This is a genomic window from Paenibacillus sp. NPDC056579 (assembly GCF_042793215.1).
Taxonomy (GTDB): Bacteria; Bacillota; Bacilli; order Paenibacillales; family NBRC-103111; genus Paenibacillus_S.
Genome location: NZ_JBHTVD010000006.1, coordinates 71,481 through 93,466, shown reverse-complemented (window position 1 = coordinate 93,466; position 21,986 = coordinate 71,481). Strand labels below are relative to the sequence as shown.

At 45.8% G+C, this 21,986-nt stretch carries 23 protein-coding genes and 2 pseudogenes; 3 read left to right on the top strand and 22 right to left on the bottom strand.

Features of this window, described 5'->3' with window-relative positions:
* The first annotated feature begins 345 nt into the window (after positions 1-345).
* Positions 346-1,077, top strand: a complete 732-nt coding sequence (locus tag ACFQ88_RS22765) for an NAD-dependent protein deacylase (protein WP_379457053.1) — start codon at positions 346-348, stop codon at positions 1,075-1,077.
* A 242-nt stretch (positions 1,078-1,319) separates the two neighbouring features.
* Here the strand turns inward: ACFQ88_RS22765 and ACFQ88_RS22760 are convergent, their stop codons facing one another.
* From ACFQ88_RS22760 to ACFQ88_RS22665, 20 genes and pseudogenes are all read right to left on the bottom strand, one after another.
* Positions 1,320-1,769 (bottom strand): GNAT family N-acetyltransferase, encoded by a 450-nt coding sequence (locus tag ACFQ88_RS22760; protein ID WP_379457051.1) that lies wholly within the window; start codon positions 1,767-1,769, stop codon positions 1,320-1,322.
* 96 nt (positions 1,770-1,865) lie between these two features.
* Complete coding sequence (locus tag ACFQ88_RS22755; RefSeq protein WP_379457049.1) at positions 1,866-2,033, bottom strand: hypothetical protein; 168 nt, start codon at positions 2,031-2,033, stop codon at positions 1,866-1,868.
* A 98-nt stretch (positions 2,034-2,131) separates the two neighbouring features.
* Entirely contained in the window at positions 2,132-3,388 is a 1,257-nt protein-coding gene (locus ACFQ88_RS22750; protein WP_379457047.1) for a toprim domain-containing protein, read from the bottom strand.
* Between the two features lie 667 nt (positions 3,389-4,055).
* A complete protein-coding gene (gene tnpB / locus ACFQ88_RS22745; protein ID WP_379457045.1) occupies positions 4,056-5,129 on the bottom strand; it encodes an IS200/IS605 family element RNA-guided endonuclease TnpB in 1,074 nt (357 codons plus the stop codon).
* Between the two features lie 9 nt (positions 5,130-5,138).
* Positions 5,139-5,531 (bottom strand): annotated as a pseudogene (tnpA, locus tag ACFQ88_RS22740) (IS200/IS605 family transposase).
* Positions 5,532-5,943: 412 nt separating this feature from the next.
* Positions 5,944-6,219 (bottom strand): hypothetical protein, encoded by a 276-nt coding sequence (locus ACFQ88_RS22735; protein ID WP_379457043.1) that lies wholly within the window; start codon positions 6,217-6,219, stop codon positions 5,944-5,946.
* A 73-nt stretch (positions 6,220-6,292) separates the two neighbouring features.
* On the bottom strand, positions 6,293-6,505 hold the full coding sequence (locus ACFQ88_RS22730) for a bacteriocin immunity protein (protein ID WP_379457041.1): 213 nt from the start codon (positions 6,503-6,505) through the stop codon (positions 6,293-6,295).
* Positions 6,506-6,742: 237 nt separating this feature from the next.
* Positions 6,743-7,303, bottom strand: a complete 561-nt coding sequence (locus tag ACFQ88_RS22725) for an SGNH/GDSL hydrolase family protein (RefSeq protein ID WP_379457039.1) — start codon at positions 7,301-7,303, stop codon at positions 6,743-6,745.
* Positions 7,300-8,736 (bottom strand): acyltransferase family protein, encoded by a 1,437-nt coding sequence (locus ACFQ88_RS22720; protein ID WP_379457035.1) that lies wholly within the window; start codon positions 8,734-8,736, stop codon positions 7,300-7,302. Before ACFQ88_RS22720 ends, ACFQ88_RS22725 begins: the two co-directional genes overlap by 4 nt.
* 181 nt (positions 8,737-8,917) lie before the next feature.
* Positions 8,918-9,805 carry an anti-sigma-V factor RsiV gene (gene rsiV, locus ACFQ88_RS22715; protein WP_379457028.1) on the bottom strand — a complete coding sequence of 296 codons (888 nt, stop codon included), beginning with the start codon at positions 9,803-9,805 and terminating at the stop codon, positions 8,918-8,920.
* 1 nt (position 9,806) lies between these two features.
* Positions 9,807-10,310 (bottom strand): RNA polymerase sigma factor SigV, encoded by a 504-nt coding sequence (locus tag ACFQ88_RS22710; RefSeq protein WP_379457025.1) that lies wholly within the window; start codon positions 10,308-10,310, stop codon positions 9,807-9,809.
* A 592-nt stretch (positions 10,311-10,902) separates the two neighbouring features.
* Positions 10,903-11,148: a Spo0E family sporulation regulatory protein-aspartic acid phosphatase gene (locus tag ACFQ88_RS22705; protein WP_379457023.1), complete on the bottom strand. Its 246-nt coding sequence runs from the start codon at positions 11,146-11,148 to the stop codon at positions 10,903-10,905.
* Complete coding sequence (locus ACFQ88_RS22700; RefSeq protein ID WP_379457870.1) at positions 11,139-11,450, bottom strand: LPD1 domain-containing protein; 312 nt, start codon at positions 11,448-11,450, stop codon at positions 11,139-11,141. Before ACFQ88_RS22700 ends, ACFQ88_RS22705 begins: the two co-directional genes overlap by 10 nt.
* 3 nt (positions 11,451-11,453) lie before the next feature.
* Positions 11,454-12,011, bottom strand: coding sequence for an RNA polymerase sigma factor (locus ACFQ88_RS22695; RefSeq protein WP_379457021.1), 558 nt, complete (start codon positions 12,009-12,011; stop codon positions 11,454-11,456).
* On the bottom strand, positions 12,004-13,362 hold the full coding sequence (locus ACFQ88_RS22690) for an ABC transporter substrate-binding protein (RefSeq protein ID WP_379457019.1): 1,359 nt from the start codon (positions 13,360-13,362) through the stop codon (positions 12,004-12,006). The genes ACFQ88_RS22695 and ACFQ88_RS22690 overlap by 8 nt, the downstream gene beginning before the upstream one ends.
* Positions 13,363-13,375: 13 nt before the next feature.
* Positions 13,376-14,509: an efflux RND transporter periplasmic adaptor subunit gene (locus ACFQ88_RS22685; protein ID WP_379457017.1), complete on the bottom strand. Its 1,134-nt coding sequence runs from the start codon at positions 14,507-14,509 to the stop codon at positions 13,376-13,378.
* 19 nt (positions 14,510-14,528) lie between these two features.
* On the bottom strand, positions 14,529-15,386 hold the full coding sequence (locus ACFQ88_RS22680) for a carbohydrate ABC transporter permease (RefSeq protein WP_379457015.1): 858 nt from the start codon (positions 15,384-15,386) through the stop codon (positions 14,529-14,531).
* 22 nt (positions 15,387-15,408) lie between these two features.
* A complete protein-coding gene (locus ACFQ88_RS22675; RefSeq protein WP_379457013.1) occupies positions 15,409-16,308 on the bottom strand; it encodes a carbohydrate ABC transporter permease in 900 nt (299 codons plus the stop codon).
* Positions 16,305-17,762 carry a HAMP domain-containing sensor histidine kinase gene (locus tag ACFQ88_RS22670; protein WP_379457011.1) on the bottom strand — a complete coding sequence of 486 codons (1,458 nt, stop codon included), beginning with the start codon at positions 17,760-17,762 and terminating at the stop codon, positions 16,305-16,307. The genes ACFQ88_RS22675 and ACFQ88_RS22670 overlap by 4 nt, the downstream gene beginning before the upstream one ends.
* Positions 17,759-18,451: a response regulator transcription factor gene (locus tag ACFQ88_RS22665; protein WP_379457868.1), complete on the bottom strand. Its 693-nt coding sequence runs from the start codon at positions 18,449-18,451 to the stop codon at positions 17,759-17,761. The genes ACFQ88_RS22670 and ACFQ88_RS22665 overlap by 4 nt, the downstream gene beginning before the upstream one ends.
* 389 nt (positions 18,452-18,840) lie before the next feature.
* Here ACFQ88_RS22665 and ACFQ88_RS22660 point away from each other — a divergent pair.
* Both ACFQ88_RS22660 and ACFQ88_RS22655 read left to right on the top strand, forming a co-directional pair.
* Positions 18,841-19,987 (top strand): annotated as a pseudogene (locus tag ACFQ88_RS22660) (IS110 family RNA-guided transposase).
* Positions 19,988-20,567: 580 nt separating this feature from the next.
* Positions 20,568-20,924, top strand: a complete 357-nt coding sequence (locus ACFQ88_RS22655) for a stalk domain-containing protein (RefSeq protein WP_379457009.1) — start codon at positions 20,568-20,570, stop codon at positions 20,922-20,924.
* 131 nt (positions 20,925-21,055) lie between these two features.
* Here the strand turns inward: ACFQ88_RS22655 and ACFQ88_RS22650 are convergent, their stop codons facing one another.
* Together ACFQ88_RS22650 and ACFQ88_RS22645 are read right to left on the bottom strand one after the other, a co-directional pair.
* On the bottom strand, positions 21,056-21,298 hold the full coding sequence (locus ACFQ88_RS22650) for a hypothetical protein (protein ID WP_379457007.1): 243 nt from the start codon (positions 21,296-21,298) through the stop codon (positions 21,056-21,058).
* A 269-nt stretch (positions 21,299-21,567) separates the two neighbouring features.
* The gene (locus tag ACFQ88_RS22645) at positions 21,568-21,918 is read right to left on the bottom strand and encodes a hypothetical protein (protein WP_379457005.1); all 351 of its coding nucleotides are present in this window, start codon (positions 21,916-21,918) and stop codon (positions 21,568-21,570) included.
* Positions 21,919-21,986: the final 68 nt, after the last annotated feature.

Here is a 21,986-nt window from a genome sequence, read left to right as displayed (position 1 = left end):
TCTCCATGGCTATAATATGCCTAATTATTTACGTCCGTTGCCGGACATCTCCCTCACATGCCGAATAGATTGACGGCAGTGAAAATAAATGGTGTTTCATAATAATCTTATTATATCAGGTAAATTCCACCACTAGCAATAGGGAGACATCACAAAAGAAACCAATTGAGACAAACAGATTATTTTGAGTCACACCAATTTGTTTTAGATTTACCTATTAATAATTGATAAGGAAATTAAATATAGATAAACTTAAGTTAGTTGCAAGCATTTCCGGACTCGATGGGTGAATTGCGAACCAATGGTTTATAAACGGCTAATCTTACTAAGGAGTCGATTGAAATCATGCTGGATGAATTGGCTCAAGTTTTACAATCAAGAAACAAAATAACTGTGTTAACAGGAGCAGGAATAAGCACAGCAAGCGGGATTCCCGATTTTCGTTCTCAAGGTGGGATTTACAAAAGCAATTCAAATCTTATGGTTGAAGACATATTGTCTGAAACTTTTTATATATCTAATCCAGAACTATTCTGGAAATATTTCAAAGATATTTTTCGACTAAACACCCTACAAAATATAAAGCCCAATCCCGGTCATCTTTTCTTTAAAGAGCTGGAGGAGATGGGTAAAGAAGTTACGATTATCACTCAGAATGTTGATGGCCTTCATACAGAAGCAGGAAGTAAAAATATTCTTGAGGTGCATGGAAATGTAAGAAAAGCACGCTGTCCAAATTGTAAAATGGAATTTGGGTTAGAATACCTTCAACACAAGAATATTCCGCAATGCAGCAACGATGGGACGGTATTAAAACCAGATATTGTGCTCTATGAGGGAAGAGTGAAACACGTAGAAGATGCATATAAGGCAACTTGCGAAGCAGAAGTATTCTTAGCGGTAGGAACATCCTTGCAAGTGTATCCGATCAAAGAATTACCAAGATATATCCAAAAGGCACATAATATTTATAAGGTACTTATTAATTTGGAACCCACACCTATGGATAGTTTGTTTAATTTGATTGTTCATGATGACATTAATACGACATTTCAAAAAATAAACCGACTATTATAAAAAGAAGCGCCTTAATTAAGGTCGCTTCTTATGGCTTTCTATTCACTTTTTTGCTTATCTCAATCGCTTCTTTTATGTATTTCTTGAATTCTCTAGAAGATTTCTGTGGACGTCGTAAGTCTTCCATTATTTTCTGGGATGCTTTTTCACTTAATTTATGGCCATTTAATTCCATAAACCTATCACCGCCCAAAATGGATATAATGAATTATCTAAATCCATTATCGGTGATTGAAGTTGTTTTAATACTCATCCTCATCAATATCTTCAGGTAAACGTAGCATCATCATGTGTAGTCCATCTGAATTGACAAGCCCTGTCTCCTCAAAAAAATTATCTTTATAAAACTTTAAAGATCTGGGATCAGGTACGGACCACAAAAATATATATCGACAAGCAAACTTTTCAGAAAAGAAATAAGCATCCGCTATAATCGTTTTTAAAATAGCACTACCTATCCCATTTCCCTGAAGGTCTTCCCTTACAGCAATGAATTTAACTTCAATTGCTGGTACAAAAAGATTAGATAAACCGAGAATTCTACTCTCTTCTTCAGGAATTCCAACCCGGGTACAACAAGCTGTGAAAAAGGCAGCAACTTCTTTATTAAAATAAACAACCGTTGTCGAAGCAATGCCTAAAGAATGGTCTCTACGTGCGAGGTAATGCGTTCTAATATAACTATCGATCAATGAGTTTCCACAAGAAAAGCCCTGAATAAGGTCATCCGATACCCTATTCAGGGGTAGTAGCGTTAAGTCATTAGGCTCAATCATATGACAATATGTTTAAGATAGCGTGTGTAAAGCTTCGCTTCTTTTCACTTGGCTACTCGTTTTAATACATTCCCGGATAAACGCTTTTTTTCGTGGAGACGACTCATTGCTTCGCATACCCTCAACAATAATTTTGGCTGTTTGATGAGGTACGACGATCACTTCATGAATATTTTTCATCGTTGTCACTCTCCTTTATTTTATTATCAACCCAGCTACTAGACTTGTCAACATTGTTTGCCTCTGATAGATTCCATCATCAGAATATATATATATTATTATTCAACCATTACCGACACTTGAGGGATATAGCCGTTGTCGGCCAAGTCATCTATTCCCTTGCCTAGCGCAATATCCCATAAAGCTAGACTCAGCTTCATATCGGTATTCAACGCAAAAAATTCTGCACATAATTCCAATGTTCGCTCTACTTCAGGGATGGTCACGCTATCTGCATCAAAGGCAAGAACAACATGCTTGCATCCCAGCTGTTTCAATGGTTCGAGTATCAACGGGTATGAACCTACACCTGGTAGTCCAAAAAACGGCTTAAGCAGCGCGTCAGCTCCTTTATCCGCCTTGATAGGACCTTCCGTCACCCATACTTCAGAACAATCGATCAAAGATTCTGGTGTTTCACCAACTTTCCAGTATGGTAAGCATGGATATGGCAGAGCAAGATGATATGGAATTGGCCCACCAATAGAGGCTCCATTATCCTTTGATCCGCTGCTCCACCACCAGTATCTTTGACCTTGTTTGAGCTCGATACTATACACAAATTGCCCCGACTTGGAATGACATACCTTTTTATCTTTCTCAGTCAGAAATACCTCCATTTCTTTACCAGACACTTCGAACAGACATTTCGCCCTTCGTTTTCCAGTTAGATCAGGTTCAATCTCCTGAAGTATTTCACCCTTAACGGAACCTTCCAAATCCAATTCAAGTGGGGGGCTATCTACGCGAATTTGCCATCCCGTAATTTCATTCGTAATCGAACGAAATGGAAACATAAGTCCAGAAGCGCCGGCCATTGTCCAGTAGGGACCATATCGTCCATCCTCAACGTAGAAACCAGGCACACCTAATAGATCGTTTTGATCGCTTAAACGGTTCAAAACCTTTTTCGCAATTTTATAACGTTCTGGACCAGGCATCGTTCGATACTCACGAACATAGATCATCTCGTCCGTTAGATGACGCGAGTTACGCAGGTGATCTGAATGAAAACTGGATAAGGTAAGTTCATGTGTCAAAGCACGATACACCCGATTAAGATGATAATTTGGTTTTTTCTCGATGGCATTACTCAACACGATTTCAACCTTCGTCTTCGGTACGGCGTGCGGATCGAGATAATGTCGATACTGACGTCCCATCGTTGAATCAAAGTAATCGTCCGAAGGCTGCCTCATACAGTGTACCGTTGTTTGATCATGGTCAATAGCACACCATCCTTTGTGTCCACAAACCGGACACTGAGAGATGATCTCGTACCAACCGGGCTGTTTTCTTAATCTGCGCAGCTTCATACCATTCTCCTCCAAGTAGCGATGTTTATTTTAAAACCTACCTTATCTAGTTTCTCCCTAGAACAATTCGACCTTCCCGCAAGTCTGTACAATCTCCGGCCATGAGATGGTATCAGCTGCTTCGGCTATTACTCATATCAATCTTTATTCTTGCAGAAATCAGAAAATCATGATCCAGCCCTCGTCTTTTGGTAACAAAAAAAGACACATTTCAATGAAATGTGTCTCCGATGCGATAATGGCAGCAAAAAAGGACATACGTGTCGTGTATGTCCCCAGAACGTCCATTACATTTCCCTAATAGCCTTTCGGCTTCCCAATCTTCACTGATTCAAAGGACAGCGAAGAAAATAAATCAATGAACTACATAGAATACTTGAATTATATCATCGGCAACCGAACAGGTAAAGTAGATTCACTAGACTCTATTAGTATACCCTTTCTGCACCCTTTTATGTGCTACATTTACTGTTTGCGATGGACAGGACAATAAATGCGAGAAGAATAGGAGCTTCCATTTCTAAACAACATTTGTGGTGTGTTTAAATTCTACCACATCGTTTGTGAACTACACACCACCTATGAGGTGGGTGCTTCTTGGTCAATAGAGCTGCCGCTCCAAGTTTACCCAAGCTTATAGGCTAGTCCCTAACCCAATAAGTGCAATTTACATTGCTAGTTTTAGCAGGTTAATGGCAGCATTTATATCTCTGTCATGTTGAGTGTTACATTCTGGACACGTCCATTCTCGAAGACCTAAACTCTTTGTTTCACTGTTCTTATATCCACAGTAAGAACATAATTGGCTGCTTGCAAAGTTTTTAGGTGCAATAATCAATTCTCTGCCGTACCATTTCGTCTTATATTCGAGCATCCGACGAAACATGCTCCAAGATACTTCTGATATGGCTTTAGCTAATTTGTGATTCCGCATCATGTTCTTTACACGCAAGTCTTCCATAACGATCACTTGGTTATCGCTTATCATTTTGGTTGACGTTTTGTGCAAAAAGTCTTTACGCTGATTAGATATTTTTTCATGAAGTTTGGCAACCTTCATCCTTGCTCTATACCGGTTGTGACTCCCCTTCTTCTTTCTCGACAAGTCCTTTTGTAACTTGGCTAATCGTTTTTCTGATTTACGAAGAGGTTTAGGATTGGCGATAACTTCACCATCAGAAGTAATAGCAAAGTCTTTCAGTCCTAGATCAATGCCAACCTTGTTTTCTGTTTTCGGTAAAGGTACTCTATCTGTTTCAACCAGTACGGAAGCAAAATATTTTCCTGATGGTGTTTTGGATATGGTGCATGATTTGATGAGCCCAGTGAATTGACAATGCTGTTTGATTCTTATTCTTGCCTTTAACTTGGGAATTTTAATATATCCATCTTTAATGGACACGGTTCCATTTTGATTGTTCGTTGTGAAGCTATGGATATTCGTCTTCTTGCTTTTGAATTTAGGGAAGCCAACGCTCTTATCGCGAAAGAAATTCTTATAGGCTTTGTCCAGGTTGAGTTGTACGTTTGCTAGTGCAAGGCTATCCACTTCTTTTAGCCACAGGAATTCTTTCTTGTATTTAGCAGGTGTATTATTAAGCATCTTTTCCGTTTGCTTATAGTACTCGATCTTATCCGCAAGCATCTTATTGAAGATAAAGCGAACACAACCGAATACTTTTGCTAGATACTGTTGCTGCTCATGGTTGGGATAGATGCGGTATTTGTAAGCTTTCAGCAAGTTTTCACCTCATTTTCTCACCTTGGTTTCAATATAATTTTTGATGACATCAATAGGTGTTCCACCTGTATTATAAGTCAATAACTTCTCGACTAGAAATATTCCTTCCACAGTTGTTTGCGAATGCTAGGTTCTTTCTTGATAAGTCGAGAGGAAGCACTTTTATAAGCGTTGAGGAATTTGGAAATGTCGGTATTCGATGAGCCTTCATAAGAACGTGAACATGATCCTTGTCATGATTCCATTCTTGCAGTGTAAATTGTAAATGGGTTGAATATACTCGAATATCTCTTTCAGCCTATTAGATATTTCATCACCTATTACTTTTCTTCGATACTTTACGACTAGAATAAGATGATATTGAAGCGAGAACACTGAATGGTTATTAGAGTCTAGTTCCATTGATAACTCTATAATACGACTGAATACTTTTACTATAGTGTTTTAGGTTAGATTCGTCAAAGAAGAGGACCGTTGCCATTCATTCCACTACTTTTGAAGTGGGTGAATTCTGACAACTGATGGTTAAAACACCTACTTTCTCGAGCAGTTCACACGCGCTTCCCATTTTAAGCAGAAATTGTCCGATGAAAATAAAGCATTCGCTGACCATACTAATCCAGCGCTACATTGGTGATAAGATAAACGGTGGTGGTCGTTACCCTTTAGTTCAATCACTATGGGTATTTAAACTCTCAGCTAAGTCCATTAGCATCCTGTGATAAGCCTCATCATCTTCTAAAACTCTAAAATATACCGGTTCGTTAAATGCTTCATTAGAAAAAACAATTTCCTCGGACCCTAAAGTTCCCTTTCATATAACCCCATTCATCGGGTCTTTCCAATTAGGATTTAGCGATTTTGCTTCCCCTGTGAAAGTCAATATTATCTCTCTATCTTTTATGTGACCATTAAACGGATGACTTGTGTAATGTATCGTTGGTACTTCCTCAATAAAAGGACGTTTCTCAAATATCAATTCGTTTATTTGCAATTCGCCATTTATATCTCTTTCACTTTCAAGGGGATAAATCATGAGAAATTTTAAACAATGTTCTGATGATAAATAAAATGCTCGGTAATCTCTCATCTTATTTAGCTCCTTGATAATGGGTAAGCTCTTTCAACTAACGTACCCGTTAGTTCAACGCTATGCTCAATGTTTATAGCTGAATGGGCTTATAACTTAATGCTTGTTCAACGACTTGTTCTGCTGTCAGTTCATTTTCATTCCAGTAAATTAAATCACTAACTTCGGGATGTGGGACGCTATACTTGAGAAGATCAATCATATTATCGATTTCTTCTTCACTACCTTCAACGTTCATAATTTTTCTTACCAACTCGATCAATTCCTCTTTACTTAGCGCCTTCATTACGGTCACCCATCCTCTAAATGATGAATAATTAATTCTGCGTAGTCACTGCGCTATCCTGCCAGTTAGTTCAACGCGACCAGCAGGACATATCTATCAAGTAACTTATTTGTGAAGATGTCAAAAGTAGCTGCCGTGGCAGCTCCTTGATCGTGTTTGTATAGAGTCCTTTTATCATTGCGACGAGTAACGAACGGAGCACTAGCCCTTCGTGGCAGCAGCCGTAGATGCCTCTGCTTACTTCCCGTCCTTCTTGCTTGGCTCTTGCTTCGGCTTCACTGCCCCCGCCACGAGCGAGGCGTACGCCTTCGCGCCTTCGGCTCCGAGATGAACCCCGTCGGGAGCAAAATACGTGTCTTTGTTGGCGCTCGCAGTGTACCAATCCACAAGCGTCACGTTCGAGAACTTGGCGGCCGTCTTCGAAAGAATCGCGTTGACGTCGCTTTCCCACGGACGCGGCACTCGTGTATTTACGAGCACGATCTGCCGGACATCCTCCAGCGATTGCAGCAGCGAAACGAGCGTTTTCTCGGAGAAGGTGCCGTTCGTGCCCAATTGAAGAAGGAGCACGTCGCCCAATTTCCCATTCGCCTTAAGCTGCGCGACGATATCCTTCGCTTGCGACATTTGCCGGCCAACCTCGCCGTCGATGACGATGCCGGGCAAAAACTTCTCCAAGTATGGCTCGATATCGAGCATTACCGAATCGCCGATCGCCGTCACGCCTTTCCCCGCCGCCGGCGAAACGGGCTTCAGCTCTTCCTTACCCACGCTTCCCATGCCGCCCGGTTTTGTCATGTTCCCGGGCATCGGGGTGACGACGGGTTTCTCCGTGCTCCCGGGCGGCTTCGCCGTGTTAGCCGGATTCTGGGTGCTGCCGCCGCCCGGTTGCGTGGTACCGTCCTGGGAATGCTCCCCTGTCGGTGGCAGCGGCCAGTTGGGCTGTGCATCCTGCTTTGGATCCGCCACCGGTTGATGCCACCCGTTCCGTGTGGAAACGAGCTTGCCGTTGAGCCTGACGCCCAGCCTGCCACGCCGACGCACGACATGGCGAGCACGAGCAGCGCGCAAACCGAAACGATCCGGCGGCTCAGCAGCACGCGGTCCCATCTCCACTCCCGGCTGCGCACTTGCTTCCACAGCGGTCCTAGGGCGCCTTGGCGGATCGGCTCCTCGATAAACCGCCACGACAATGCCGCAAGCGCGATGCAGAGCGCCATCTGTCCCAAGGCGAGCGGGATAGAGGTGCTGCCGGTATTGACCGTCGGACTCGTCAATACGATAACCGGGTAATGCCACAAGTAAATGCCGTACGATCGGACGCCCAGCCACCGAAGCGGCGACCAGCCCAGCGCTGCGCCGAGGCGGCTCGCCGGATGCGCCAGCGCGGCGACGAGCGCTGCGACCGCGATCGACAGCAGTACGAAGCCGCCGCGGTACAGAAAGCTATCATACTGATCGGTCAGCCAGATCATGGCCAGCACTGCGAGCAAGCTCGCCCCCCCGATGCCGTCCAGCAATAGATGCGCCGAGCGGGAAGCGCCTGCGGATAACTTCCCGCTCGGCCAGACTATGGCGAGTGCGGCCCCGATCAGCAGAGCGAACGCCCGCGTATCCGTTCCATAGTAAACCCGGCTCGGATCGGTGCCCGGCTCGTAAAGAAACGCCATGACCAGCGCGGAAACGAGCGCCAGCAACAACGTAAGGCCGACGAGCCGGCCGCGCCGCGGCGCGAGCATAAGCCCGAGCGCGAGCAGAATCGGCCAGAGCAAGTAGAACTGCTCCTCCACCGCAAGCGACCAGATGTGACCGAACGGAGAAGGCGGATCGAAGCTTTCGAAGTACGATACTTCGTGAACAATGTGCCACCAGTTGTTGACGTACAAGAGTGCCGATACGACCTCTCCGAGCAGCGAAGGCAGCCGGCCGCGGTCGAAGAGCGTAATCCAGGCAACGACAGCCAAGATCATGACGAGCAGCGCCGGCATGAGCCTCCGGGCTCTCCGCAGATAAAATTCCTTCAAATCGAGTCGCCCGCGCTTTCTCCACTGGGCGATCAGAATGTCCGTAATTAAGTACCCTGACAAAACGAAGAAAATACCTACGCCAAGTAGTCCGCCAGGCGCCCAATTTACGTTCAGGTGGTAGAGGATGACGAAGAGCACGGCCAATGCTCGCAGCCCGTCAAGTCCGGGCATGTAGCGGCCGTTGCCGTTCAGCGGTTTAGGCATGGCGGCCGTCTCCCGTTATATGATCACGCACCGGCGAGGGGTTCAGTTGGTGTTGCATGCTGCCATTCACGACGGCGGGGACGAATCGGTTTCGGTCCTTTTTGTATACGCGGATCATGTGCAATCTGCCCTTTCAATCTCGAAAATTTAAACGATCTGCCAAGCTGGTGGGCGACAAAACTTATTGAATATACTCGTTGCCAACAAGGGTATTCGCAATCAAATCTGTCGGAATCACAAACTCAACAAGTCCCATAGCACCAGGGCCGGCTTCATATTTATCGAAGCAAATGACCAATTTGTGATCCTTATTGACGTAATAGCTTTGATCTTTCTTGATGCTCTGGAATTGTGCATCATCAGGAATGAGATCATCTTTTTTCTTTCCGGGATAATTAAGCCAGTACATTTTATCCGGATTCGTTTTCATTTGCTCGATCATCTGCACTTTAATGTATTCGCTGATCGCTTTCACATACGATTCGTCTTTGAACAAGATTGGCAGCGTGAGCAATACTTGGTTTTTCTTATCGATCGTGTCGAATTTATATGTCGCAAATGTATTGACCGTGCTTACGTTGTATCTGAGGATGGACAGGATTTGATCATTGTCCGTCTTTACTTCGTAGCCGCTTTTAACGCCTGCATGCCCGCCTCCGTTTTTCTTTAAATTGTCTACTTCTTCCATGAATGAATCGTACAATTGTTTGTTCTCTGCTAAATATTTTTCGTTCAAGCTGTTTTGAAGCGTTTTGTTTTCTAAATTCGTAACTGCAGGAACTTGAATGTCCGCCTTGTAGGTCTCCTCATTCACCTTGAACTCTTTGAATGTAATAACTTTAACAAGTTCGCCTAATACCGGCACTTTGGCAATTGCGTTCGCGACCGTTGGGCTGCTGTTCACTCCTGCGATGAAAATCGCCGCGGCCGCGGCCGCTCCGGCAATCCACTTATATTTGAATCCCGAAGTCTTTTTCTGCTTTAACGCATTGTTTACAACAAGATCAAGTTCGATCGGAATCGGCGTCGCTTGGTATTCTTTTTTGAGCTTCTGCAACATTTTGTCCATTTTATTTTTCCTCCTCTAATAATTCATTGTTCATTTTAATTCGAAGTTTGCGAAGTGCTTGATACAATCGTGTTTTTACGGTACTGATGTTTTCATTCATCACTTCCGCAATCTCCTCAATTTTTAAATCTTCAAAATATCTAAGTATAACCACAGTCCGAAAATTATGTGGTAATTCTTCCAATGCCTTCTCCAGATCAATGTCATGATAGGCGTCTTCAATTAGCGGGCTGCATAATTCCAACGTTTTATCATCCATAAGTTGGATCTTCTTTTGTTTTCTCAGGAAATCGAGCGATGTATTCACCACGATCCTGTAGAACCAGCCTTTCATCGAACCTTCTGATTTTAAGGTTTCTAGGGATGACAAAGCTTTATGGATAGAATCCTGAACAACATCCAGTGCATTTTCTTCATTCTTTACATAACTGAAAGCTAATCGATATACATTCTCCTTATTTTCCATAATAAAACGAATAAGTAATTTTTCTGTCCTACTGCCCATATAAAAGCTCTCCTCCTGATACGCGCGTATCATTCGCTTACCTTACATATGAAAGACGTATGAGCTACAATAAAAAGTTTGTTTTTCAGAAAATCTATTTTAAATCAGGGATGATAGGTAAAAGACATAAACGCCCGTTAGCTCGCTCGGCCTTACATCTGTTGCCCGTTAGCTTAACGGCTGCGGCAGTTTACAACTTTATTTTCACGGTCTAATACTTTATTTTTCAGTCTAGTACTTTATTTTCAGCTGACAGTATTTCGTATAAAAACGGTTAGCTGCATGCATATTTTGCATCGTCTCCTATAAAATCCGGAGAGCCCTAAATAGTAATAGCGATTCGCAGAATAGTTTAACGAACAGAAGCAGATCGCCGTGGCGTCTGCCCTTTTTAAAATTGAATTAATCAATTTATTCGTGTTACTTCAACGAAAATAAGCCGACTCGAATGGCCGGCTGGTGGGTGAGAGACACTATCTTACTCGTCTGCTAATGAAAGTTCTTATTGTTTTACAGTTTACACGTACCTTGATAAATGAGATTGTACCAACAAAAAGAAGACAGGCGACTTTCTGTCTACCTGTCTAAAAGGTTATGTCATGTGAGGAGTAAAGCTTCCCCCACGCTTGATCTTATAGTATATATTTAAGAGTTCATCCAATTCCTGCGATAAATTCAAGACTACGTCCGAAGTAAGAGTATAGTTTCTTCCAGCTAGATTTAATTCCGAACGCTTCACTTCGATCAATCTTTCGATTTCAGATACCTTATCCAATTGTAAATAACCTCCAATAAGAATGTAGTAGTTAACAGGCAATTCGTCAACCTTTACTTCCATAACCGGTCATCACAAAGGATTTTGGATTCCGAGAGCGATTCCCACATTCGGCGGAATGCTGAATTGATCGACTCACGTTCACTTCCTTGCGGATAAGGTCCACCATGCCGGGTATCGCTTACCAAATAAGAATTGGTCATTCCACGATCGGCTAGTTCATCCTCGATCCAAGCTTCAAACGCTCTTGCAAATAACTCATGGTCTCGCTTCCAATAAGCACCACGTGCCTTTGCATCAAGATATGCGCAATTGCCAGACCGCTTTTCTCTGCGAGTCCGGCAGCCTTTCCAATCTTCGTCAATTGTTCATTTTGCCTCAAAAAAATGTGCTGGCGTTCCTAAATTGGTTTGCATTTGCAAAGCTACGCTGCGCAGCTTCTGTTTAGCCCGGTGGACTCTGGTCTTCACGGCGCTGATCGACGTATTCTGAAAACCAGCGAGCTGTTCATATGTCCAGCCGTATTCGTAGACGAGCAGCAGCGCTTGCCGGTTGATAGGCTCCAATGAAGAGAGCAATCCACGAAGGAAATCTTGATCGGCGATTGCCTGTTCAACATTGGCTTCTCTCCAATAGGCGTCCTGCAACGCATGATAGTTGCGCATTTCACGGCATCGCTTGCGATACATGTCAATTGCCACATTGCGGGAAATCACCTTGAGCCAAGCTACTATCTGATCTTGCTGCTTCAACGAGTCGATGTGACGATAAGCCTTTAAGAACGTTTCTTGAACCGCGTCCTGTGCCAGCTCATGATCCTTGGCGACCAAGTACGCGGAAAAATAAACCAGCTTGAAATAACGGGCGTACAGCATTTGGAACAGTTCGACGTTCGACGTGCCCTGTTGCTCTTTTTCGTTATTCATTCAAATACGTTGTCACCCGGTTCTGGATCAGCTTGCTGACTTCTTCTGCGGATTTCTGTCCATTCTTAAAGCTTTCGAACTCCTCCATAGCAATCGTTAACACTTTCATATCGCTGGATCTTCGGGCGCCCACCTCCGAGATCAGCTTCTGTACCTCTGTAATCCGTTTTTTCATCGTTTCGCTATTCGGCAGCATGTCTTTCGAGATCGGCAATTCAATTGATCCACTCTCGATAATTTGCAAAACTTCATTCAATTTCTTATCGGCGGCGACTTTGTTGATCGGCAATCCAAAAAGATCTGGCGAAGCTTGCACCTCTTCGGAGAGTAAAAACTTGATGAATTCCCATGCTTCAGCTTGAACGCCGGATTTGCTGTTAATTCCAAAACTGTCCATGGTCTTGAACGGTACGCCTTCCTTTTTTCCGCTTGCGCTCGGCTTCTGATAATAATCAAAGTCCGAGGGCATCGTCAGGGCCACCATGGGGTTCGTTATGCCGACCATTTTAAATATCGCTTTATTGGGGTCGGACGTAAATCCCTCGCTGAGCAAGCCTTCGTCATATATCGACTTGATTTCCTTCATCATGTTTCGGAACAAATCCGAGTCGAAGTTCGGCTTGCCCTGTCCGACGAGTTGAACGTAATTGTCCTCGATATAATCGTAGAGCAGCGGCGACATAATCAGGTTGTAGTATCCTTCGCTATCCCCTTGTTGCTTCAGTTTCTTGGCCACATCCTTAAATTGGCTCCAGCTCCAGGGGTTATTTTTGTCGACTGAAATATTCGCCTTCTTCAATAACTTGGTATTTCCCTGAACCGTTTCGAGCGATAAGGAGAGCGGCATGACATACAGGCCATCCCCGTCTTGGGATGCCTTCAAAATATTGGCGTATAACGCGTTTCGAGCGAACGAGCTGTCTCTGGCCATCAGGTCGTTCAAGTTGACCAACAGTTTTTTGGTGACGAACTTGTTTTGGGGCAAGTTGTTCATGAGAATAAGATCGGACCCTTTGCCGGAAATAACCTGAGTTGTCACCGATTGAACGTACTTTTCCACGTCTGCCATCGAGAGGGCCTCCCTGGACTTGCCGTTTTCGGTTCCTTCCGACGCTTTGTATTCCTTTATTTCGATATGAATGTCCTTATGCTTTTCCTCAAATGACCGCACAGCGGTTTCCAAGAAACGATTATTCCGCAGGACAGATACGACGACAGTTTTCTTGCCGCCCTTCGTCAAACTTTTGGAATCGCCTGTGGGAGAGCCTGTGGGAGCGCCACTCCCGTTTCCGGAACAAGCGGATAACAGCAGAACGATGGACAGCATCACGAAGAACCCTAATTTTCTCAAATGAATCATCCTCTCAATTTAATCGAACGCGGTTGCCTTCCTGCAACGGTTCGCTCGACTCCGTCACAATGTCTTCTTCCGGGTAAACGCCTCCGAGTACGACGATCTCCTCGTCGTTCCCCTTCCCCGTATTCAAGTAAGCCTTCTGGACCGTGTATGTGTTTCCAAGTGAGCTTCGATTCTCGCGAACGACAAACACGTAGCTTCCGTTTCCGTCTTTTTTGAGCCATTTTTTGTTGATAACAAGCCCCTGCTCTTGAAACGGCTTCTCCAAGCTAAAGCTGGCCGACTCACCTCCCTTGAGATTGTCTCCCGACACGTAGAAGACAATCGTTTTTCGATCCTTGGCGCCTCCGCCCGGATTACCGCTTTCATCATCCGGCTTGCCTCCGCCGCTAACCGGGGAAGCGTCCTTAATTTCGGCGACAGTTCCTTCGATCTGCCGCGGTTTATCCCCATTCACGTTAACCGTCACTTTCTCGTCTTTTCGCATCAAATCGCCGGAATCTTTATCCACCGTGAAGGTGAATTGGAACCCCTCGCCTGTTTCAATCAGCGTCAGCACCGGCTGCCCCTGGGGAACGCCTATGCCTTCCCGGGCTTGAAGATTTGCCACTTTGCCGTCCGCAGGCGCTGTCAACGTGCGTTTTCGTTCCAGATCTTTGCGCAGTGTTTCGATTTTCCGCATCGCTATGTCCCGATCCAGCCGATCCAATTCCAAGTCGCGTTTCGCTTTGCGAATCACCTCCCCGTCTCCTGCTCGCTGGGCAGCCACGAACTGTTCTTGCAGCAGCTCCCGATTCAAATTCCGTTTCTTCAGCTCGTCTTCCATATCGAGAAGCTGCTGCTGCGCCTCCATTCCGTCGAACGTAACGAGATCCTGGCCCTTCTTTACTTGTTCGTCATTGCCGACATACACCTTCGCTACCTTCCAGCCGCTATCGCTGTTTAACTCGATTTGCCGCCGCGGCTTAATCAGACCGCTGCCTTCGATGCGATGGGCCAACGTTTTTTTCGCGGGCTTCGCTGTCGTCACTTTGGGCAGCAATGCAGTTTGAATCGTTTGGCTGAACAACGTGAACACCGCCAGTACGAGAAGTAACACCATCAATGTAATGCCGGCAATCCGTTGTTTCCGCTGTACCATGTTGCCACTCTCCTTTCGCTCAGCCTTTCACGCCGGAAAGCTGGATTCCTTCAATAAAATACCGTTCGGCGCTTAAGAACAGGAGAACCATAGGCATCATATAGATAACCGAAACGGCAAACGATACGCCGAGTACATCTTCCTGGATGCGGGAGAGGAAGACCGAAAGCGGCTGCATCGCAGCGTCCTGAAGAAAAATAAGCGGCTGCTCGACCATATTCCAATAGTCGACGAACAGGAGCACGACGAGCGCGGCAATGCCCGGCTTCACCATCGGCAGCGCAACCGATACGAGTATGCGCAAAATTCCCGCACCGTCCATTTTGGCAGCTTCGATATAAGACGAATGGATGTGGAGCATGAATTGCCTGAGTAGAAACACGCCGAAGGGGCCAAACACGCCGGGCAATATGATGGAGCTGGGATGGTTCAGTAGGCCCAACCGTTCGGCCATCAAGTAGTTGGGCACGAGAGTCACTTGGAACGGCATCAGCATCGTCATCAAATAAAGAAAGAACAATCCCTCCCTGCCCGGAAAACGCAGCTTTCCGAATGCGAAAGCGGCGAGGGTTGCCACCGACGCTTGTCCGGCGATGATAGGCGCCACCATGGATACGGAATTCCAGAACAGGTACAGAAATTTCGGCGTCGCGATCAATACTTTGTCATATTGCTGGAATGACACCCAGTCGGGAATCCATTTCAGATTGACGAATAGGCTCGTATTGGGTTTGCCCAGCATACCGTAATTCGCCATAATTTCCCGCTCCGTCATAAAAGAATTGACAACGGTCAAGACGACGGGCATCAGCAGCAAACCGGCGATGGGAATTAACAGGAACGAGCGCAACAGCGGTGTGACCCATCCCTTTATCACGTCATTCACCTCTTTCTTGCACTTACTCCATATAAGAGCGGAACATCCGCTCCGTGCGGAACAGGACGAACACGAGCGCCATAATGCAAAGCGCCATCAACACCGCGGCGGATGAAACTTTTTGGATATCGAGGGACAAAAACATATTGTTCATGTAATGCTGCATCATATAAATCCGGTCGTGCGGGTAAGCGCCAGCGACGAGATACGTCTCGCGGAACACCTTGAACGAATTCAGCACGGACATAAGTACCACCAGAAACGTCGTCGGCGTCAAATACGTGAGCGTAATTCCGAACAGCCTGCGAACGGGGCCGGCCCCTTCCAGATCGGCGATTTCATAATATTGCTCCGGAATGTTCTGCAAGCCGGCCAGAAACAGGATGACGTTGTAACCAATGTTTTTCCATACATAGACCAGAACGATCACAAAACCAGCCCATTCGGATTTCATCCAGTCGTGGCGGTCAAGGCCGAAATGCTGCAAGACCGCGTTTAATGCCCCATTCCAATCGAACAGGATTTGCCAGACCAGCACGATCGATGCGACCGGTACAACAAGCGGCAGTACATAAGCGGTGCGAAGCCAATTCCGGATGAACACCCGTTGATTCAAGAGCAGCGCCAGCAAGAGCGATACAACGACAAGAATCGGCACGCTGATCGCGGTGAACCAGAATGTGTTGGACGCCGCTTTCTGGAACGAGGAACTGAGGAGCAGTTCCTCGTAGTTGGACAACGTAAAGCTTCCTCCCAATCGGTCCTGGAACGAGTTCAGGACGCTCTGGCCGAACGGAATGAGGTAGAAGAGGGAAAATCCCGCCAAGCTCGGAGCCAATAGCCAGATTGCGCTGATTGCCTCTGATCGGATGAGCCGTGTGATCCGGTGGCTGAAGGTACTTGAGATCGCTTCGTTCTTCATTCTCTGTCCTCCTTGGAAAGCACCAGCCGAAATATGACGCCGGATTCTTCATTGCTCACCTCGATCTGTGCCCCGTTGCTGTTTACTATTTGCCTGACGATGGAAAGTCCCAGCCCGAACTGACCATTAGCCCCCGTACGATACGGCTCAAACAGGCCCTTCAGCAGTGCGGCTTCCAGTTGTGGTCCGTCATTGCGGATTTCAATGCAGCGAACCTGGGAAGCGTCCACAGAAGCCGTAATGGAAATCTGATGACGGGCATAGCGGATTTGATTGTCAAGCAGATTTTCAAACACGATCTTCCATTGGTCAACATTACCATGGATGCGCCAGGAAGACGGTTCAACAACCCAATGAATTTCCGGCCGACGGAAGCGCAGCCGCTCCACCGTGTCTTGCACCACGTCATCGACGTTAAACCATTGGTGGGGAACCTCGCGCGAAAAAACGTATTGCAGTCTGCTAAGCGATAACAACTCGTAAACCCGCTCCATAAGCCGGTCAGTTTCCTGCACGATGGTGTCCACGCTTCCCTCCAATGATCCTCTCGGGTAAATGCCATCGATGATGGACTGAGCATAGTTGCGAATAATCATCACAGGCGTTTTTAATTCATGGGAAATATTTTGCAGCAGTACTTGCTGCGTCTCATCTTGGCGCAGCAGCCGCTGGCGCATTTCGTCGAAGGCATGGGACAACCTGCCGATCTCATCTCTTCGTCCCGATTCGAACGGCTCATGCCAGTTGCCCTCCGACAACCGTTTCACCTGGCGCTCCATTCGGGTGAGCGGGCTGGACAAATACCGAGCAAGCCAGATACATGGAATCGAGCTGAGCAGCAGCAACACGATCAGGAGCAGAAGCAAATTGCGGAACATCGTTCCAACCATCTCATTGCGATACTCGGCCCATGCATAGGAGATCAGCACCCCGGAACCGCCATTAATGGTTTTCGAGATGGAGTAAAAGAGTGTCTGGCCCTCCACTTTGACTGAGTTCGTCTCAACCTCCTTGACTTGCTCTGCCGCTTCCTGCTCTAGTCGCCTGGTTAACGTATCGGGTAAGCCCCTATCACGGTTCAAAAAGTACGCTTTACCTTCCACCAGTAAAAGATGGCCAATAGCAGGCCCTCCCATGTATCCGGTCGGCTGAACTTTTTCAAAATGCCCGGTTGTACTATCGTCATTCGACGCTGCTTGATCCGTTGACAGGGGCATTGCTATCTCCATACTGTCGTCTTCCCTTAACTTTAATCCCACCCCTTCCTTGCCAACGCCAACGATTGCCTGAACAAAGGTTAACTGCTGCTGGGAATCCCGAATCATCGCATAGGTTTGCTCGGTAAAAAAGTTTTTTAGTAAAGTAGGGAGAACCATGGACACGATCAAGAATATACACAGCAACAAAGAGGCGAAGACGACCCATATTTTGATTGCCAAAGGCCAATGTTTCATCTCTTCACCAACCTATAACCGAGACTGTACAGGGTTTCCAGCCGTAACTCCGGCATTTTTTTGCGCAAGCGCCAAATGAGATCGTCCACTACGCGGTCTGTGCCGAAGTAATCCCGGCCCCAAACCTCATTCAAAATGTGCTCGCGTTGTACGACCTGTCCGGCATGCGACACAAAATATAGCAATAGATCAAATTCCTTGGAAGTCAGCTCCACTTCTTGTCCCGAATTCTCCCTCACCATGCGGGCTTGTCTATCAATCGTGTAGGGCGGATATTCGACCTGGGCGAGAGGCGAATTAGTTAGCTGAGTATGAAGTGTTTTTCCATAAACGCGCTCCATCAGCTTGCGGACACGGATGATAAGTTCACGCGTCTGGAAGGGCTTAGCCAAATAGTCGTCACTGCCCAGTTCCAAGCCGTTAATCCGATCCAGATCGGAATCCCGCGCAGAAATAAAGATGACCGGGATGGACTCGTTCACTTTCCGGATTTCGCGAATCAGTTGATAACCGTCCATTCCAGGTAGCATAATATCGAGTATCCAAAGATGAGGCTCTTGCGCAATCGCAGTTTTGGCTTCCCCCCCGTCCGTGAAGGGAACGACATTCCAGCCTTCCCGCCGCATGTATGAACAAATAAGCTGATTTAAACTAACTTCGTCCTCTACAAGATAAATGGTGTACATGATGATCTCCCCTTAATGTGGGTTCGCTAACAATATATCAAAACATTTTAGTAGAAATATCTTAGAATTATCTGAAATTATCTGAGCGGATAGGCAGCAGACACCAGCGCATTTATTTGATTGTAAAATCCAGAAAAAAATACAGCAATTACGATCTTTTTATTTACCCGTGAGATTAAAATGAGCGTATTGCATTCTGTTGAAGAAAATGAAACGGACTGTTTCGGAACTGCCGTCCTGTTCCGACTCAGTGACACACATATACAAGGCCACGTTTCCTGTTCATAACAAACCTATGCCGGCTCTGAATGCCCGTTCAGGAACCGCGAACAGAAAAATGCTCATGCTCGAATTCATCCACCGTCATGTATTTCATTTAAGGTAGTCATTCCATGGAAGATCTACTTGAACGTTGTGCAGGCATGGATGTTCATCAAGAAACCATTGTTGTTTGTGTGCTAACGACAGATTCATCAGGCGAAGTACAGAGCGAAGTGCGTACCTTCGGTACGCTAACGAAGAACCTGTTCGAACTACTTAAATATTTGGAAGGCCACCGCGTAAGCCACATTGCGATGGAGAGCACGGGAATCTCCTGGAAGCCGGTATTCAATATTCTGGAGGGCTACATCACGTTCGTACTTGCCAATGCGCAGCGAATTAAAAACGTACCTGGACGAAAAACCGATGTGTGTGATGCCGAGTGGATCGCTAAACTGCTTCGTGTAGGCCTCATTGAGCCGAGCTTTGTTCCTTCGGAAGATCGGAGAGAATTGCGTGAGCTTTGTCGCCTTCGGAAGAAACGGATTGGTGGGCTAACGGCAGAGAAGAATCGGATTCAACAGTACTTGGAAGCCTGCAATGTCAAACTGGGAACCGTCATCTCTGACGTATTCGGCGTGTCCAGACGCAATCTGCTTCAGTGGCTTGTGGAACAAGGATATGTCGATGCCGATGATGTGGACGATTGTGTGAGAGGAACCATTCGAAACAAAAAAGCGCAAGTCACCGATTCACTATTTGGCACGATGACAGCTCATCAGATTAGAGTCAATTAAAGATTGTTGGGAGCATATCGAGTATCTGGAAAAGTCAGAAGCTCGTCTGGAAGAAGAAATCCATGCTCATTTAGAGCCATATCATCAGGAATTCCAGCTATTGCAAACCATTCCGGGTGTTAGCGAAGTCACCGCAGCAGCCTTGATCGCCGAAATTGGTGTCAATATGGATCAATTTCCAACAGCGGATCACCTCGCATCTTGAGCTGGTGTGCACCGGACCATCACGAAAGTGCTGGCAAAAAAAAGTACAAAACGCGTAAAAGGAAACACGCATGCCAAAGTAGCCTTAAGCGAAGCGTCTTGGGCAATCGCTCGCTCACGAAACACCGAACTTGCAACGAAGCTTTGGAAAATTGCATCGCGGCGGGGTAAGAAGAAAGCATGCATCGCCATCGCACGCAAAATACTCGTCATCAGTTACCACATGCTACAAAACAAGCAAGCCTACCGAGTAGGCGGAACGCTGGCAGTCGATTGACTGTAACATTATACATGGCCCCCAAAAACCTGTGGGCTCGGGCATCTTATTGTCATTTTTCTGAAACCCTGCTACTTCTAAAGACGAAACCCAACATGAGTACATTTTTGATTTTCACAGAAAAAGATCGTAATTGCTGTATTTTTTTCTGGATCTTACATTCAAATAAATGCGCTTGTGTCCGCTGCCTATCCGCTCAGATAATTTCAGATAATTCTAAGATATTTCTACTAAAATGTTTTGATACATTGTTAACGAACCCACATTAGAGGGAGATCATCATGTACACCATTTATCTTGTAGAGGAAATACAAGCTTAGAAGGAGGTGAGAACATCACAGCGGCAACAATACTTACAGGAAGTCTTAATTACAGGAATTGACGCCGAGAGCAGCTCCCCAGGATCAACCGTTAGAGGTGCCTAGGTCGATTGGGCGGAGCTCACTTGGAACCCATTATGCAACTGAAGCCTTTAAAATATCCGATCAAACCATCTCGGTAACGAGAGGCATCGGTGGTACTTCCGCCTATGCGGTGACGCTTCGGATCAAAAACGTGGACGGTAACAAAGAAGTCTATTATGGTAATAAATGATTTAAAGGAGCTGATACCATTGAAAAAAGTAATCATTGCCCTCTCATTCTGTCTGCTGATCGGATCAGCAACGACGACCTTAGCCGCGACGAACGAAACGGTACAGGCGACTATTACGAAGTTCGTTATTAAGGTCAATGGAACCGAGAAGGAGCTTAAGACCTCGCCTATCGTCGTGGACGGCACGTCTTATTTACCAGTTCGCGAAGTCGCAGGGCTGCTCGGCGTCGAAGTAGGCTATGACGATGCAACCCGCACGATTTCGTTGCAAACACCCGTTCTCGACGGTGCTGCCGGTCGAGCGATTCAGAAAACGGACGCAGGGTTTGAAGATGTGAAATAATCTTTCAGATCGGATTTCCATTCTCGATCTATAAAAACAACGGTTTTAAAGTTTCCAGTGGAGAGGGTATTGCAAAAGGACAAGTAATGCTTCTACGATGCGCCCGAACTTATCGGGCGCTATTTGTATTTCTATGCCATCATCCTCAATGCATTCACCACTACAACATCCACGTCTAACTGTAAAGTAGCTCGTACCGCTTCTTCTTTCGTGGTAGAAATGTTTATGAGACGAATATCCGTCTCTGTTTGAAGTAAACCTGTAAAGCGACAGCACCATTCCTGATCGCGGTCTGCTAACAAAATATTAATATTTTCATTACTTTTCTCTGCCATCGCCGGTAATTCCCGATGCACGTCTACTTTCAATCTCATAATACTCTTCTTTGTTTTCCAGAAATACGAATAATAAAACACGACCCATAGACCGTGTTTGGCAAATTGGGTAACCTGACGGCATCACTTGAACAGTGAGAGGATCCGCGTCGCTGCCCTTCGACAGTTTTCCCGTTTTCCATATTTAGTTACCGGTCAACAGAAATCTCGATTTAGACGCAGGGAAAAAGCTCGGCAAAAATCGGCCACGACAGCAGTTGCCGTGGCGATCACATTTCCCTCGAACGAGGGGGCGGAAGGCTGCGGATTCAAATGCCATTATTAAACCGGAGCCGCTTCGTGTTCCGAGGTCGATTGCGGCGGATTGCCGCCAGCCGGTCCGGCACTATGTCACCAATAAAATTATGCCCTTCATTTCTCCATTTTGTGTATAAAAAGATCGGCCCTTTCCAATACGGGACCCTAATAACAGTTATGGTATGGACGAGACAGAATTTCCCCAAACATTGTAAGTAACTTGCCTTTATTTTGGCTTGCCTGCGGTTTCTATACTTCCCAATTCGAAACTCATCCTCTATCAAAACCCTGGATAAAGGCATCACTACAAGATGGCTACCTTGACTTAATTCATCTTTAAATTCTTCGACCAAATCAATCATGTTCTTTCTCTCCTCCTATCTTATCTAAAACATAATAGAGGTAATTACCTCATTGAAAACCCTTATGT

Excerpts from the sequence above, each read along its gene's own strand:
- ACFQ88_RS22730 (WP_379457041.1), bottom strand. The coding sequence starts at position 6,505 with ATGAAGGCGCTAAGTAAAGAGGAATTGATCGAGTTGGTAAGAAAAATT.
- ACFQ88_RS22645 (WP_379457005.1), bottom strand. The coding sequence starts at position 21,918 with ATGATTGATTTGGTCGAAGAATTTAAAGATGAATTAAGTCAAGGTAGC.
- ACFQ88_RS22685 (WP_379457017.1), bottom strand. The coding sequence starts at position 14,509 with ATGGTACAGCGGAAACAACGGATTGCCGGCATTACATTGATGGTGTTA.
- ACFQ88_RS22710 (WP_379457025.1), bottom strand. The coding sequence starts at position 10,310 with ATGGGCAGTAGGACAGAAAAATTACTTATTCGTTTTATTATGGAAAAT.
- ACFQ88_RS22650 (WP_379457007.1), bottom strand. The coding sequence starts at position 21,298 with ATGAGATTGAAAGTAGACGTGCATCGGGAATTACCGGCGATGGCAGAG.
- ACFQ88_RS22695 (WP_379457021.1), bottom strand. The coding sequence starts at position 12,011 with ATGAATAACGAAAAAGAGCAACAGGGCACGTCGAACGTCGAACTGTTC.
- rsiV (WP_379457028.1), bottom strand. The coding sequence starts at position 9,805 with ATGGACAAAATGTTGCAGAAGCTCAAAAAAGAATACCAAGCGACGCCG.
- ACFQ88_RS22675 (WP_379457013.1), bottom strand. The coding sequence starts at position 16,308 with ATGAAGAACGAAGCGATCTCAAGTACCTTCAGCCACCGGATCACACGG.
- ACFQ88_RS22750 (WP_379457047.1), bottom strand. The coding sequence starts at position 3,388 with ATGAAGCTGCGCAGATTAAGAAAACAGCCCGGTTGGTACGAGATCATC.
- ACFQ88_RS22735 (WP_379457043.1), bottom strand. The coding sequence starts at position 6,219 with ATGAGAGATTACCGAGCATTTTATTTATCATCAGAACATTGTTTAAAA.
- ACFQ88_RS22765 (WP_379457053.1), top strand. The coding sequence starts at position 346 with ATGCTGGATGAATTGGCTCAAGTTTTACAATCAAGAAACAAAATAACT.
- ACFQ88_RS22655 (WP_379457009.1), top strand. The coding sequence starts at position 20,568 with ATGGTAATAAATGATTTAAAGGAGCTGATACCATTGAAAAAAGTAATC.
- ACFQ88_RS22725 (WP_379457039.1), bottom strand. The coding sequence starts at position 7,303 with ATGACAAAACCGGGCGGCATGGGAAGCGTGGGTAAGGAAGAGCTGAAG.
- ACFQ88_RS22670 (WP_379457011.1), bottom strand. The coding sequence starts at position 17,762 with ATGAAACATTGGCCTTTGGCAATCAAAATATGGGTCGTCTTCGCCTCT.
- ACFQ88_RS22720 (WP_379457035.1), bottom strand. The coding sequence starts at position 8,736 with ATGCCTAAACCGCTGAACGGCAACGGCCGCTACATGCCCGGACTTGAC.
- ACFQ88_RS22755 (WP_379457049.1), bottom strand. The coding sequence starts at position 2,033 with ATGAAAAATATTCATGAAGTGATCGTCGTACCTCATCAAACAGCCAAA.
- ACFQ88_RS22705 (WP_379457023.1), bottom strand. The coding sequence starts at position 11,148 with ATGGAAGTAAAGGTTGACGAATTGCCTGTTAACTACTACATTCTTATT.